This is a genomic window from Polymorphobacter sp. (assembly GCF_051860865.1).
Lineage (GTDB): Bacteria > Pseudomonadota > Alphaproteobacteria > Sphingomonadales > Sphingomonadaceae > Sandarakinorhabdus.
The window spans coordinates 1-13,881 of record NZ_JBIMKZ010000081.1 but is presented as its reverse complement, the minus strand read 5'-3'; the positions used below and the strand labels follow the sequence as shown (position 1 = coordinate 13,881).

Below are 13,881 nucleotides of genomic sequence, written 5' to 3'. Positions count from 1 at the left end.
GCGCTAGGGCAGGGCATGCACAACGCACTTCCCCCCCTCGGGCCAGACAGCCTCGTCACCGTTCTTGGAGGATCCGGCTTCCTCGGCCGCTATATCGTCCAGAAACTTGCCGAGCGCGGCTGTCGTGTCCGCGTTGCCGTCCGCCATCCCGATGCAGCGGGTTTTCTGAAGCCGCTCGGCGGGCTCAATCAGATCGGATTGGTGCGGGCCGATATCGGCAGCGGTCAGGGTCTGCGCGCCGCCTTTGCCGGCGCCAGCCATGGCATCAACCTCGTCGGCATTCTCGATGAGCGCGGTGGCCAGCGTTTCGATGCCGTACAGGCGCGCGGCGCGGGCACGGCGGCCGTGGCCGCGGCGGCCGCCGGCGTCGCCGCCTATGTGCAAATCTCGGCGATCGGCGCCGATGCGGCATCGACCATCCCCTATGCCCGGTCCAAGGCCGAAGGCGAGGCCGCGGTATTGGCCGCCCTGCCATTCGCAACCATCCTGCGCCCCAGCCTGGTCGTCGGCCCCGAGGACCAGTTTCTCAACCGCTTTGCCGCGATGGCGCAGATCCTGCCTGTCCTGCCCGTCATCAGTGGCCAGAGCCGCTTCCAGCCGGTCCATGTCCTCGATGTCGCCAGCGCCGTCATCGCTGCCTTCGAAACACCGGCCGCCCAGGGGCAGACCTATGAGCTCGGCGGACCGGATGTGCTCAGCTTCCGGGCCATCATGGAGATGATCAACCGCGAAACCGGCCGGAATCGTATCCTGATCACGCTGTCGGACGGCCTGGCCCGGCTGATGGGCCGGCTCGGTGATGTGCTCCCCTTCGTGCCGATGACGTCCGACCAGTTCGCGATGCTCCAGAAGGACAATGTCGTGACCCCCGGTCGCCCCGGTTTTGCCGAGCTCGGCATCACCCCCATGCCGCTCGCCGCGTTCGTGCCCGCCCTGCTGGCGCGTTACCGCAGCGACACGCGGTTCGCCCGCCCGGCATAATCGCCAGCGGCTCGCCCAGCGATCATCTCGGGTTCGCGCTAAACACTGGCATCTCCCCATCCTCCCGGCTAAGCCGCCGCCATGGAACAGAGCCTCTTCGACATCATCCTCCTCGGCATCATCGAGGGGCTGACGGAGTTCTTGCCGGTCTCGTCGACCGGGCACCTCATCCTCGCTTCCGAGCTGCTCGGCTTCAAGGGCGAGGCCGAGCTGGCCTTCAAGATCGCCATCCAGCTGGGCGCAATCCTCGCCGTCCTCGTCGCCTATCATCGTCGGTTCACCGGCGTGATTTCCGGGCTGGCGCGGCGCGATCCGTCGGCCATCACCTTCACCCGCAACATCATCCTGGGCTTCCTGCCGGCGCTGCTGGTTGGCGCTGTCGCCTATGAGGGCATCCGCCGGCTGATCGAATCGCCGATGACCGTGGCGGTAGCGCTGATCGTCGGCGGCATCGCCATCCTGGTCATCGAGAAGCGCCTGCACCGGGAACGGTTCAGCACCATCGAGGCGATCCCCGGCGGCACCGCCTTCAAGGTCGGCATCGGCCAGTGCGTCGCCATGATCCCGGGCGTGTCGCGCTCGGGGGCCACCATCATGTTCGGCCTGCTCGCCGGTCTCGATCGCAAGACCGCGGCCGAATACAGCTTCTTCCTTGCCGTGCCGACGATGGCCGCCGCCACCGTCTATGCGCTGTGGAAGGGGCGCGATGCGCTCGCCGTCGGTGATCTCGCCGCCATCGGCATCGGTTTCACGGTCGCCTTTATGGTCGCGCTGATCGTGGTCAGGGGCTTCGTCGCCCTTATCGGCCGCTTCGGCTTTGCCCCCTTTGCCTGGTACCGGATTGCCCTGGGCAGCATCTCTCTGATCTGGCTCCTGGCTCGATAGTACCGTATCGGACCCATTGCCGCGCCAGTTTGACGCGCTCTGCTTCGCACATGCGATAAATATGTAAGCTAGACTGTCCCATCGGCCGCTTTTTGCATGACTCCGTCCGTACGATCGGTTATGGGCAGCGCAGGAAAGGGGTCTCGTCCATGGCCAACACGAAGATGCTGCACTTCATCGACACGTCGCAGGCACAGCCCGCCAAGCGCGCCGTGGAAGAGCGTGCGCATGATTTCCTCGAGATCAGCCGCCCCTTCATCATCGCCAAGGCGGAGGAGCAGGCCAGCCGCTGCTCGCAGTGCGGCGTTCCCTTCTGCCAAGTCCATTGCCCTCTTCAGAACAACATTCCCGATTGGCTGAAGCTGACCGCCGAGGGCAGGCTGGAGGAGGCCTATGAGATCTCTTCCGCCACCTCGACAATGCCGGAAATCTGCGGCCGCATCTGCCCGCAGGACCGGCTGTGCGAAGGCAATTGCGTCATCGAGAAGGATTTCGGCGCGGTCACCATTGGCGCCGTCGAAAAGTTCATTACCGACAACGCCTGGGAGATGGGCTGGGTCAAGCCGATCAACATCGTCGCCGATCGCTCGGGCCAGTCCGTCGGTATCATCGGCGCCGGTCCTGCCGGCATGGCCGCGGCCGAACGGCTGCGGATCAAGGGCTATACCGTTCATGTCTATGACCGGCACGACCGGGCCGGCGGGCTGCTGACCTATGGCATTCCGGGCTTCAAGCTCGAGAAGTTCGTGGTCCAGCGCCGCGTCGACCGGCTCGAACAGGCCGGCATCATCATTCATCGCAATTTCGAGGTCGGCCGCGATGCCAGCCTGGCCGAGCTTCAGGCCCGGCATGACGCGTTGCTCGTCGCCACCGGCGTCTATCGCCCGCGGGACGTCAATGTTCCCGGCGCGCACGGGCCGCATGTCCTCGATGCGCTGGATTATCTGATCGCCTCCAACCGCGCCGATTTCGGCGATACCGTCGTCGAGGCGGCGCAATTCGATGCCGCCGGCAAGCATGTCGTCGTCATCGGCGGTGGCGACACGGCGATGGACTGTGTGCGCACGGCCATTCGTCAGGGCGCCGCCAGCGTCAAATGCCTGTACCGGCGGGACCGTACCAACATGCCCGGCTCGGCGCGCGAAGTCGCCCATGCCGAGGAGGAAGGCGTCGAATTCGTCTGGCTCGCCGCGCCGGCCGCCATCACCGATAGCGGCGTCAGCGCCCAGCGCATGCGGCTCGGCCTGGCCGGTCCCGATGGCCGCCGCGCCCCCGAGCCGGAGCCCGGCGGGATCTTCGAGGCGCAGGCCGATCTCGTCATCAAGGCGCTGGGCTTCGATCCCGAGGACCTGCCGGTGCTGTTCGGCGCGTCCGATCTCGCCGTCACCCGCTGGGGCACGCTGCGCGTCGATCACAAGACGATGATGACCTCGCTGCCCGGCGTGTTTGCCGCCGGTGATATCGTCCGCGGCGCCAGCCTGGTCGTCTGGGCCGCCCGTGACGGCCAGGACGTCGCCGTCCAGATTCACAACTGGCTCCGCGCCCGCGCCGCGCAGGGCACCGAAGCCGGGCCGCAGGAGGCGTCCGCCTCCGCTGCCGCTGACAAGAGAAAGGCCGCCTGATGCGCATGATGCTTGCCCTCGCCCTCGCCGTCCCCGTCATCGCTGCCGCCCAGCCAGCGCTCGCCCAGGGCCAGCCCTCGGCAGCGGCCACCGCGGCCGCCGCGACGCTGGTCGATACCCTCACCCCCCCGGCCAGCAGCAAGGCGGCGCTGGACCAGCAGCTGGCCGGCGTCCGCCAGGGCAATCTGATCCGCGCCCAGCTCGGCAACAACCCGCGCTTCAAGGAAAAGGCGGATCGCAACGAGCCGGCGTTCACCGCCGCGCTGGCGCGGATGGGCGTGCTCCAGGCCAATGCACTGGGGCCGATCTACACCGAAATGCAGGGGTCGGTCCGCACCGCCAGCATCGAGGCCTATGCCACCAACTTCACCATTCCCGAGATGACCGCGGCCACCACCTTCTACCGCACCCCGGTCGGCACCAAGCTGCTGCGCACCCAGCCGCAGCTGGCCGCGCAGGTCAACCAGCGCGTCCAGCAGCAGTTCGCCCCGCGTCTGCAGGCCGCCCAGCAGGCGCTGGCGCCGAAGATCGATGCCGAACTGAAGACGCTGTTCCCGCCGCTTCCGGCCGCCAAATAGTCCAGACAAGAGCACGCCCATGACCCTGTCCTTCCAACATTCCGAAGCCGAACGGGCGCGCATCGCCGAGCATGGCATGTATCGCCCCGATCTGGAGAGCGATGCCTGCGGCGTCGGCCTAGTCGCCGCCACAGACGGCAAGGCCTCGCGCCGCGTCGTCGAGGCCGGCATCGAGGCGCTGAAGGCGGTCTGGCATCGTGGCGCCGTCGATGCCGATGGCAAGACCGGGGATGGCGCCGGCATCCTCGTCGAGCTGCCGGTCGATTTCTTCCACCAGCACATCGAGCGCGCCGGCCAGAAGCCGCGCCCCAATCTGCTGGCGGTCGGCCAGATATTCCTGCCGCGCACCGACCTCACGGCACAGGAGACGTGCCGCACCATCGTCGAATCGGAGATCATCGGCTTCGGCTACAAGGTCTATGGCTGGCGCCAGGTGCCTGTCGATGTCTCGGTGATCGGCGAAAAGGCGATGCTGTCGCGCCCCGAGATCGAGCAGATCATGATTGCCGGGCCGCTGCCCAGCGATCATGAGGCGATGCAGGCGTTCGAGAAGGACCTCTATCTGATCCGCCGCCGGATCGAGAAGAAGGTTATCGAGGCCCAGATCCAGGGCTTCTACGTCTGTTCGATGTCGGCCCGCTCGATCATCTACAAGGGGCTGTTCCTCGCCGAAGGCCTGTCGGTCTTCTACCCGGACCTGCAGGACGAGCGGTTCATCAGCCGCTACGCCATTTATCACCAGCGCTACAGCACCAACACCTTCCCGCAATGGTGGCTGGCCCAGCCGTTCCGCTGCCTCGCCCATAACGGCGAGATCAACACCGTGCGCGGCAACACCAACTGGATGAAGAGCCACGAGATCAAGATGGCCGCCGCCGCCTTCGGCGAGCATTCGGAAGACATCAAGCCGCTGATCCCGGCCGGCGCCTCCGATACCGCCGCGCTCGACGCGGTGTTCGAGGCCTTTGTCCGCTCGGGGCGCGATGCGCCCACCGCCAAGCTGATGCTGATCCCGGAGGCGTGGCAGAAGGACGATTTCATGCCCGATGCACACCGGGCCATGTATGCCTTTTTTGCCAGTGTCATGGAGCCGTGGGACGGCCCAGCCGCGCTCGCCATGACCGATGGCCGCTGGGCCGTCGCCGGGCTCGACCGCAACGCGCTGCGGCCGATGCGCTACTGCCTTACGAGGGACAATCTGCTGATCACGGGCTCGGAAGCCGGCATGGTGATCATCCCGGAGATCGACATTATCCGCAAGGGCGCGCTCGGCCCCGGTGAAATGATCGCCGTCGACATGATCGGCGAGGCCGATGAACCGCCGCGCTTCTACACCGACCGGGAGATCAAGGACCGGATCGCCGGCGAGAAGGATTATGCCGAGAAGGTCGCCAGCTTCACCCGCTTCGAGGAGCTGCCGGGCTTCGACCTGCCCGAGCCTGCCCCGCCCTATGACCGCGCCGACCTGCGCCGCCGGCTCGTTGCCGCCGGCCAGACCATGGAGGACATGGAGCTGCTGCTGGCGCCGATGGTCGAGGACGCCAAGGAAGCCACCGGCAGCATGGGTGATGACAGCCCGCTGGCGGTGATCTCCGAGTCCCCGCGCAATCTCAGCCACTTCTTCCGGCAGAACTTCAGCCAGGTCACCAACCCGCCGATCGATTCGCTGCGGGAAACCCGGGTCATGGCGCTGAAGACGCGTTTCGCCAACCTCGGCAACATCCTCGATGGCACCGCCGAACAGAAGGGCGTGATGGTCATGGAAACGCCGGTCGTCACCAGCAAGGGCTGGCGGCTGTTGCTCGATCATTTCGGCCCCCAGGCCGTCGAGATCGACTGCACCTATGACATTGCCGGCGGCGCCGATGCGCTGCGCGTCGCCATCGCCCGCGTCCGCCAGGAAGCCGAGCTGGCCGTCCGCTCGGGCAAGAGCAACCTGTTCCTCACCGACGAGGCTCAGTCCGCCGCCCGCGCCGCCATCCCGATGATCCTCGCCACCGCCGGCGTCCACACCCATCTGGTGCGCCGCGGCTTGCGCACCTTCGCCTCGCTCAACGTCCGCGCCTCGGAGGCGCTCGACACCCATTATTTCGCCGTCCTCATCGGCGTCGGCGCCACCACGGTGAACGCCTATCTTACCGAGGCGGCCATTGCCGATCGCCACGCCCGGGGCCTGTTCGGCGCGCTCAGCCATGATGCCTGCATCGCCCGCTACAAAAAGGCCGTCGACGATGGCCTGCTGAAGATCATGGCCAAGATGGGCATTGCCGTCATCGCCGCCTATCGCGGCGGCTACAATTTCGAGGCGGTTGGCCTCAGCCGCGCGCTGGTCAATGATTTCTTCCCCGGCATGCCGTCCAAGATCTCTGGCGAAGGCTTCGAATCGCTGTTCGTCAGCTCGCGGATGCGCCACGAGCGCGCCTATGACGAGGATGTCGCCGCCCTGCCGATCGGCGGCCTTTATCGGTACCGCGCCAATGGCGAGGCCCATGCCTATCAGGCCGGGCTGATCCATCTGCTCCAGCACGCGGTCAGCGCCGACAGCTATTCGGACTACAAGAAGTTCAGCCAGGCGGTCTCCGAACTGCCGCCGATCGCGCTGCGTGACCTGCTCGATTTCGTGCCCCAGCCCACCCCGGTGCCGATCGAGCATGTCGAATCGATCACCGAGATCCGCAAGCGCTTCGTCACCCCGGGCATGAGCCTCGGCGCCCTGTCGCCGGAAGCCCATGAGACGCTGGCCATCGCCATGAACCGCATCGGCGCCAAGGCCGTCAGCGGCGAGGGCGGCGAGGACAAGTCGCGCTACACGCCCTATGCGAATGGCGACAACGCCAACTCGCCGATCAAGCAGATCGCCAGCGGGCGCTTCGGCGTCACCGCCGAATATCTGCTCGCCTGCGAGGAGATCGAGATCAAGGTCGCCCAGGGCGCCAAGCCCGGCGAGGGCGGCCAGCTGCCCGGCTTCAAGGTCACCGAGCTGATCGCCAAGCTCCGCCATTCCACCCCCGGCGTCACCCTCATCTCGCCGCCGCCGCACCACGACATCTATTCGATCGAAGACCTCGCCCAGCTCATCTACGACCTGAAGCAGATCAATCCGCGCGCCCGCGTCTGCGTCAAGCTGGTATCCTCGGCCGGCATCGGCACGGTCGCCGCCGGCGTCGCCAAGGCACATGCCGATTGCATCCTCGTCTCCGGCAATGTCGGCGGCACCGGCGCATCCCCGCAGACCAGCATCAAATATGCCGGCTCGCCGTGGGAGATGGGCCTGTCCGAGGTCAACCAGGTGCTCACCCTCAACGGGCTGCGCCACCGGGTCAAGCTGCGCACCGACGGCGGCCTCAAGACCGGCCGGGACATCGTCATCGCCGCTATCCTCGGCGCCGAGGAATATGGCATCGGCACCTTGAGCCTCGTCGCCATGGGCTGCATCATGGTCCGCCAGTGCCATTCGAACACCTGCCCGGTCGGCGTCTGCACCCAGGATGACGCGCTCCGCCAGAAGTTCGTCGGCACGCCGGAAAAGGTCATCAACCTGATGAGCTTCATCGCCGAGGAAGTCCGCGAGATTCTCGCCCGCCTCGGCGTCCGCAGCCTCGACGAAGTCATCGGCCGCACCGAGCTGCTCCGCCAGGTCAACCGCGGCGCCGATCACCTCGACGATCTCGATCTCAACCCGATCCTTGCCAAGGTCGACGCCCCCGATCACCTGCGCCGCTTCGGCATCGACGGCCACCGCAACCCGGTGCCGGACAGCCTCGACGCCGACATGCTGCAGGACGCCGAGCATCTGTTCACCCGCGGCGAGAAGATGCAGCTCACCTACACGGTGCGCAATACCCACCGTGCGGTGGGCACCCGCCTGTCCTCGGAGATCACCCAGCGCTTCGGCATGACCGGGCTGGCCCCGGGCCATGTCACCATCCGGCTGCGTGGCTCGGCCGGCCAGTCGCTGGGCGCTTTCGCCGTCCAGGGCGTCAAGCTCGAGGTGTTCGGCGAGGCCAATGATTATGTCGGCAAGGGCCTGTCCGGCGCGGTGATCACTGTCCGCCCGATGGTCTCCTCGCCGCTCGCCAGCCAGGACAATGCCATCATCGGCAACACCTGCCTCTATGGCGCCACCGCCGGCCGCCTGTTCGCCGCCGGCCGCGCCGGCGAGCGGTTCGCGGTGCGCAATTCCGGCGCCGTCTCGGTCATCGAGGGCTGCGGCGCCAATGGCTGCGAATACATGACCGGCGGCACCGTCGTCATCCTCGGCCCGACCGGTGACAATTTCGCCGCCGGCATGTCGGGCGGCATGGCCTTTGTGCTCGATGTCCATGGCCATTTCGAGCGCCGGATCAACCCGGACTCGGTCATCATCCGCCGCCTCGGTTCCGCGCATTGGGAGCAGGTCGTCCATGACCTGATCGCCGAACATGCCCGGGAGACCGCGTCGCGCTGGTCCGCCGGGCTGCTGGCGGAATGGGACAAGACGCGCACCCAGCTCTGGCAGGTGGTGCCCAAGGAAATGCTCACCCGCCTGTCGCACCCGCTGGACGACACGCCCGAAACGGTGGCCGCGGAATGAGCGACAAGCCGGACCCGCTGATCGAGACGCTGATGCAGCTCGCCGCCAGCGCAGCGCCGCTGGTCCGTCGCGCCCGCGAGTCCGGCCTGTTCACGCCGCCCGCCCCCTCCGCCCCACCCACGCCGCCGGAAGCGCCGCCGGCCGAGCCCGCCCCCCCGGCAGACATCGCCGCGCTCCAGGCCATCGTCGTCCGCCAGGCGCTGCGCATCGCCGAGCTCGAGGCCGAGCTGGAAGCCGCCAAACCCCGGCGCAAGCGCACGAAATAGCCGGCCCCGCCTCTTCCCCTTCGCCCCGCTTTCGCGCAAGACTTGTCGCCTAACATGTGGCGCCTCCATCAATATCCCCTCTGTCCTTTCAGCCGGAAGGTCCGCTTCGCGCTTGCCGTGAAGGGCATCACCGTCGAACTCGTCCATGAGCTGCCCTGGGAGGCACGTCAGGGTTTCCTCGCCCTCAACGCGGCCGGCCAGACCCCGGTGATCCGGCGGGACGATATCGTGCTGTCGGACTCCACCGCCATCACCGACTATTTCGAGGAGACCGTCGAGCGCACCCCGCTGATCTCCGGCACCCCCGAGGAGCGCGCCGAGATCCGCCGTCTCGTCGCCTAGTTCGACCAGAAATTCTATGCCGAGGTCACCGCCCCGCTGCTCGGCGAGCGCATGTACAAGCGGCTCTACACCCGCAACCCTCCCGAGGCCTCGGTCCTGCGCAGCGCCGGCCGCAGCGCCGAAATCCATCTCGATTATCTGGACTGGCTGCTCGAGCGCCGCCGCTGGCTGTCGGGCAGCGCCTTCGGCATGGCGGACATCGCCGCCGCCGCCCAAATCTCCGTCGTCGACTATCTGTCAGGCCTCGACTGGGACGGTCATGAGCCGGCACGGATCTGGTATTCGGCCATGAAATCAAGGCCCACCTTCCGCCCCCTGCTCGGTGAGCGGATGGAAGGCCTGCCCCCGCCCGAGCATTACGACAAGCTGGACTTCTGAGCCGAACCCCTCCAATTGGCGGCAAGGCCATGCGTAAAAGGGTATCATCATGAAGGCCGTCATTCTCGCCGGTGGGCTTGGCACCCGCATTTCCGAGGAAACGCACCTCCGCCCCAAGCCGATGATCGAGATCGGCGGCCGCCCCCTGCTCTGGCACATCATGAAGATCTACAGCGCCCACGGCGTCAACGAGTTCATCATCTGCTGTGGCTACAAGGGCTATGTCATCAAGGAATATTTCCAGAACTATGCCCTGCACATGTCCGATGTCACCATCGACATGGCCAGCGGCCGGACCGAGGTCCACGCCAGCAACGCCGAGCCCTGGAAAGTGACGCTGGTCGATACCGGCGAGGCGACGATGACCGGCGGCCGGCTGAAGCGCGTCGCCGCCTATCTGGCCGGTGAGGACAGCTTCTGCTTCACCTATGGCGACGGCCTTGCCAATGTCGACATCGGCGCCTCGATCGCCTTCCACAAGGCGCATGGCCGCCTCGCCACCGTCACCGCGGTCCAGCCACCGGGTCGCTACGGCGCTTTGGAGATGGCGGGCAACCAGGTTACCGGCTTCATCGAGAAGCCAGCCGGCGACAATGCCTTCATCAACGGCGGCTTCTTCGTCCTCAACCCCGCCTGCCTCGATCTGATCGCTGGTGACGCCACCCCCTGGGAAAGCGAACCCGTCGTCGAGCTGGCCCGCACCGGCGAGCTGATGGCCTTCAGCCATCGCGGCTTCTGGCAGCCGATGGATACGCTGCGCGAGAAGACCCAGCTCGAAGCCCTGTGGAACAGCGGCCGCGCCCCCTGGAAGATCTGGGCGTAACGCGCATGGCCCACCAAAAGGCCCCCCAAAAGCCCAGACTGCCCGACCGCGGGTTCTGGCGTGGCCAGCGCGTCCTGCTCACCGGCCACACCGGCTTCAAGGGCAGCTGGGCAGCGCTGTGGCTCGAACAGATGGGCGCCATCGTCCATGGCCTGGCGCTGGCGCCCGACCATGTGCCGGACCTGCACAGCCAGCTCGCCCCGTTCCGCGCCCACCACAGCATGATCGAGGACATCACCGACGCTGCCGCCGTCCGCGCCGCCATCGATCATGCCCGCCCCACTCTTGTCCTCCACATGGCCGCCCAGCCGCTGGTCCGTGCCGCCTATGCCGATCCGGCGCGCACCTTCGCCACCAACGTCCAGGGCACGGTCAACCTGCTCGACGCGCTGGCCGGCAGCCCGGATGTCAAAGCAGCGCTCGTCGTCACCACCGACAAGGTCTATCGCAACACCGGCTGTGGCCGCCGCTTCGTCGAATCCGATCCGCTCGGCGGCGAGGATCCCTATTCGGCCTCCAAGGCCGGCACCGAGCTGGTCACCGCCGCCTATGCCCATAGCAGGCTGAAGACCCTGCCGCTGGCCACGGCGCGCGGCGGCAATGTCATCGGCGGCGGCGACTGGTCGGCGGACCGGCTGATCCCCGATGTCTGGCGCGCGCTCCATGCCGGCCAGCCGCTGCAGTTGCGCTATCCGGCCGCCACCCGCCCCTGGCAGCATGTGCTCGATTGCCTGGCCGGCTATTTCATCCATTTGGAGGCGCTCGCCACCACCGCCGATGCGCCGCGCGCGCTCAATTTCGGCCCCGCCGCCGACGATCCCGCGCTTCCCGTCGCCGAGGTCGCCGAGGTCATGGCCAAGGCGCTGGGGCTGCCCGAGCCCTGGCAGCAGGCCCCCGGGCTCCATCCGCCCGAGGCGCCTGCGCTGGCGCTGGACAGCGCCGCCGCCACCGCCCGGCTCGGCTGGCGCCCCCGCCTTGCCGGCGCCGAGGCCCTGCAATGGACCGCCGACTGGTACCGCGGCTTCGATGCCGGCACCCCGGCGCGTGCCCTGTCGCTCGCCCAGCTTTCTGCTTATGAGGCCCTATGACCATTCCCGCCTGCCTCGGCTGCGGCGCGCCGCTCACCCGCACCTGGGTCGATCTCGGCCTGCAACCGCTCGCCAACAGCAATATCCGCCCGGAGAATGCCGACGCGCCCGAGCCGCGCTATCCGCTGCACGCCCGGGTCTGCGATGCCTGCCTGCTCGTCCAGGTCGAATCCGTCGTCCCGCGCGAGGCCATCTTCAACGATGACTATGCCTATTTCTCGTCCTTCTCGGACAGCTGGCTGGCGCACTGCAAGGCCTATGCCGACGCCATGACCGCGCGCTTCGGCCTTGGCGCCCAGTCCAAGGTCGTCGAGATCGCCAGCAACGATGGCTATATGCTCCAGTATTTCGTCGCCGCCGACGTGCCGGTGCTCGGCGTCGAGCCGAGCGCCAACACCGCCGCCGCCGCCATCGCCAGGGGCGTTCCCACCGACATCAGCTTCTTCGGCCTCGATACCGCCCGCCGGCTGGCCGCCGCCGGCCACAGCGCCGATCTGCTCGCCGCCAAGAACGTTCTCGCCCATGTGCCGGACATCAATGATTTCGCCGCTGGCATCGCCACGCTGCTGAAGCCGGACGGCGTCTTCACCGTCGAGTTCCCGCACCTGCTGCGGACCATCGAGGGCGTCCAGTTCGACACCATTTACCACGAGCATTACACCTATCTGTCGCTGCTCGCCGTCGAGAATGTCTTCGCCCGCCACGGCCTGCGCGTCTTCGATTGCCAGGAGTTCCCCACCCATGGCGGCTCGCTGCGCGTCTTCGCCTGCCGCACCGGCGCGTCCTGGCCGCTCCATCCGGGCGTGGCGATCGTCCGCGCCGCCGAGGTCGCCGCCGGCCTCGATGGCCCGGCTGGCTATGAAGGCTTCGATGCCCGCTGCCGCGCCGTCCGCGATGGCCTCAACGCCTTCCTCGCCGAGGCCCGCGCCGCCGGCAAGACCGTCGCCGGCTACGGCGCCGCCGCCAAAGGCAACACGCTGCTCAACTATTGCGGCGCCGATGCCGAGGCGATGCTGTTCATCGCCGATCGCAGCCCCGCCAAGCAGGGCCGGCTGGCACCCGGCAGCCACATCCCGATCCGCCCGCCGGAAGCGATCTTCGAGGCGCGGCCCGATCATGTCCTCATCCTGCCGTGGAATTTGCGCGCCGAAGTCACTGCCCAGCTCGCCGGCATCCGCGCCTGGGGCGGCCGCTTCGTCACCGCCGTTCCCGCGCTCACCATCGACTGATGCGCTTCGAGCCCACCGCCATCGCCGGCGCCTGGATCGTCCACACCGCGCCGCACGTTGATGCGCGCGGCAGCTTCGCCCGCACCTTCTGCGCCGCCGAGTTCGCCGCCGCCGGCATCGATTTCACCCCGGTCCAGCTCAACCTCTCGCGCAATCCGCACCGGCACACGCTGCGCGGCCTGCACGGCAATCATCCGCCGCACGAGGAGGCCAAGCTCGTCCAGTGCGTGCGCGGCCATGTCTTCGATGTCGCCGTCGATCTCCGCCCCGGCTCGCCGACCCGGCTCGCCCATGTCGGCGTCGACCTGCCGGCCAGCGGCGACACCCTGTTCTACATCCCGCCCGGCTGCCTGCATGGCTTCCTCACCCTCACGCCGGACAGTGACGTGCTCTACCATATGGGCAGCGCCCATATGGCCGGCGCCGGCTATGGCCTGCGCTGGAACGACCCGGCGCTCGGCATTGCCTGGCCGGCCGCCCCGGCTCTGATTTCGGAACGCGATGCCGGCTATCCGGACTTCGCTGGATGAGCCGTATCGTCGTCACCGGCGCCTCGGGGTTCGTCGGCCGCGCCGCGCTCGCCCCGCTGCGCGCCACCGGCCACGAGATCCACCTGCTCGGCCGCCATCCCGATCCGGCCTCGGGCTGCCAGGTCCATGCTATCGATCTCCTCGCCGTCGATCCGGCGCCGCTGCTTGCCGCCATCCGCCCCAGCCATCTTCTCCATCTGGCCTGGTATGCCGAGCCCGGCAAATTCTGGCAGGCACCGGAGAATCTGGATTGGATGGCCGCCACGCTGCGCCTCGTCCGCGGCTTCGCCGCCGCCGGCGGCAGCCGCGCCGTCATCGCCGGCAGTTGCGCCGAATATGACTGGTCGCATCCCCGGCTCGAGGAGACCGTCACGCCGCTCGCCCCCGCCACCCTCTATGGCACCGCCAAGGCCCGGCTGTTCCAGACGCTCGCCGCCGCCGCCCCGATCCTCGGCCTGTCGCTGGCCTGGGGCCGCCTCTTCTTCCCCTATGGCCCGGACGAGCGCTCGGGCCGGCTGCTCGCCGATGTCGTCGATTCCGTCCGCGCCGGCCGCCGCGTCGCCACCTCCGATGGTGCCCAGCGCCG

General features: G+C 67.8%; 11 protein-coding genes and 1 pseudogene. All 12 read left to right on the top strand.

Annotation, left to right across the window (positions count from 1 at the left end):
- The first annotated feature begins 15 nt into the window (after window positions 1-15).
- Complete coding sequence (locus tag ACTIFJ_RS13105; protein ID WP_439534563.1) at window positions 16-981, top strand: complex I NDUFA9 subunit family protein; 966 nt, start codon at window positions 16-18, stop codon at window positions 979-981.
- Between the two features lie 81 nt (window positions 982-1,062).
- Complete coding sequence (locus ACTIFJ_RS13100; protein WP_439534562.1) at window positions 1,063-1,866, top strand: undecaprenyl-diphosphate phosphatase; 804 nt, start codon at window positions 1,063-1,065, stop codon at window positions 1,864-1,866.
- Between the two features lie 149 nt (window positions 1,867-2,015).
- Window positions 2,016-3,488 carry an NAD(P)-dependent oxidoreductase gene (locus tag ACTIFJ_RS13095; RefSeq protein WP_439534561.1) on the top strand — a complete coding sequence of 491 codons (1,473 nt, stop codon included), beginning with the start codon at window positions 2,016-2,018 and terminating at the stop codon, window positions 3,486-3,488.
- A complete protein-coding gene (locus ACTIFJ_RS13090) occupies window positions 3,488-4,066 on the top strand; it encodes a DUF2059 domain-containing protein (protein WP_439534560.1) in 579 nt (192 codons plus the stop codon). Before ACTIFJ_RS13095 ends, ACTIFJ_RS13090 begins: the two co-directional genes overlap by 1 nt.
- A gap of 19 nt (window positions 4,067-4,085) precedes the next feature.
- Window positions 4,086-8,639 carry a glutamate synthase large subunit gene (gltB, locus tag ACTIFJ_RS13085; protein ID WP_439534559.1) on the top strand — a complete coding sequence of 1,518 codons (4,554 nt, stop codon included), beginning with the start codon at window positions 4,086-4,088 and terminating at the stop codon, window positions 8,637-8,639.
- On the top strand, window positions 8,636-8,905 hold the full coding sequence (locus ACTIFJ_RS13080; RefSeq protein WP_439534558.1) for a hypothetical protein: 270 nt from the start codon (window positions 8,636-8,638) through the stop codon (window positions 8,903-8,905). Before gltB ends, ACTIFJ_RS13080 begins: the two co-directional genes overlap by 4 nt.
- A gap of 54 nt (window positions 8,906-8,959) precedes the next feature.
- Window positions 8,960-9,625: pseudogene (locus ACTIFJ_RS13075) on the top strand (glutathione S-transferase family protein).
- 49 nt (window positions 9,626-9,674) lie between these two features.
- A complete protein-coding gene (gene rfbF, locus ACTIFJ_RS13070; protein WP_439534557.1) occupies window positions 9,675-10,448 on the top strand; it encodes a glucose-1-phosphate cytidylyltransferase in 774 nt (257 codons plus the stop codon).
- Between the two features lie 5 nt (window positions 10,449-10,453).
- Window positions 10,454-11,536: a CDP-glucose 4,6-dehydratase gene (gene rfbG / locus ACTIFJ_RS13065; RefSeq protein ID WP_439534556.1), complete on the top strand. Its 1,083-nt coding sequence runs from the start codon at window positions 10,454-10,456 to the stop codon at window positions 11,534-11,536.
- The gene (locus ACTIFJ_RS13060) at window positions 11,533-12,765 is read left to right on the top strand and encodes a methyltransferase domain-containing protein (protein WP_439534555.1); all 1,233 of its coding nucleotides are present in this window, start codon (window positions 11,533-11,535) and stop codon (window positions 12,763-12,765) included. The genes rfbG and ACTIFJ_RS13060 overlap by 4 nt, the downstream gene beginning before the upstream one ends.
- Complete coding sequence (locus ACTIFJ_RS13055; protein WP_439534554.1) at window positions 12,765-13,295, top strand: dTDP-4-dehydrorhamnose 3,5-epimerase family protein; 531 nt, start codon at window positions 12,765-12,767, stop codon at window positions 13,293-13,295. Before ACTIFJ_RS13060 ends, ACTIFJ_RS13055 begins: the two co-directional genes overlap by 1 nt.
- The coding region (locus ACTIFJ_RS13050; RefSeq protein WP_439534553.1) for an NAD-dependent epimerase/dehydratase family protein at window positions 13,292-13,881 on the top strand (590 nt) is incomplete at its 3' end. The genes ACTIFJ_RS13055 and ACTIFJ_RS13050, both read left to right, overlap by 4 nt.

Coding starts and splice junctions, on each gene's coding strand:
- ACTIFJ_RS13095 (WP_439534561.1), top strand. CDS start 2,016: ATGGCCAACACGAAGATGCTGCACTTCATCGACACGTCGCAGGCACAG.
- ACTIFJ_RS13105 (WP_439534563.1), top strand. CDS start 16: ATGCACAACGCACTTCCCCCCCTCGGGCCAGACAGCCTCGTCACCGTT.
- rfbF (WP_439534557.1), top strand. CDS start 9,675: ATGAAGGCCGTCATTCTCGCCGGTGGGCTTGGCACCCGCATTTCCGAG.
- ACTIFJ_RS13090 (WP_439534560.1), top strand. CDS start 3,488: ATGCGCATGATGCTTGCCCTCGCCCTCGCCGTCCCCGTCATCGCTGCC.
- rfbG (WP_439534556.1), top strand. CDS start 10,454: ATGGCCCACCAAAAGGCCCCCCAAAAGCCCAGACTGCCCGACCGCGGG.
- ACTIFJ_RS13080 (WP_439534558.1), top strand. CDS start 8,636: ATGAGCGACAAGCCGGACCCGCTGATCGAGACGCTGATGCAGCTCGCC.
- ACTIFJ_RS13060 (WP_439534555.1), top strand. CDS start 11,533: ATGACCATTCCCGCCTGCCTCGGCTGCGGCGCGCCGCTCACCCGCACC.
- gltB (WP_439534559.1), top strand. CDS start 4,086: ATGACCCTGTCCTTCCAACATTCCGAAGCCGAACGGGCGCGCATCGCC.
- ACTIFJ_RS13100 (WP_439534562.1), top strand. CDS start 1,063: ATGGAACAGAGCCTCTTCGACATCATCCTCCTCGGCATCATCGAGGGG.
- ACTIFJ_RS13055 (WP_439534554.1), top strand. CDS start 12,765: ATGCGCTTCGAGCCCACCGCCATCGCCGGCGCCTGGATCGTCCACACC.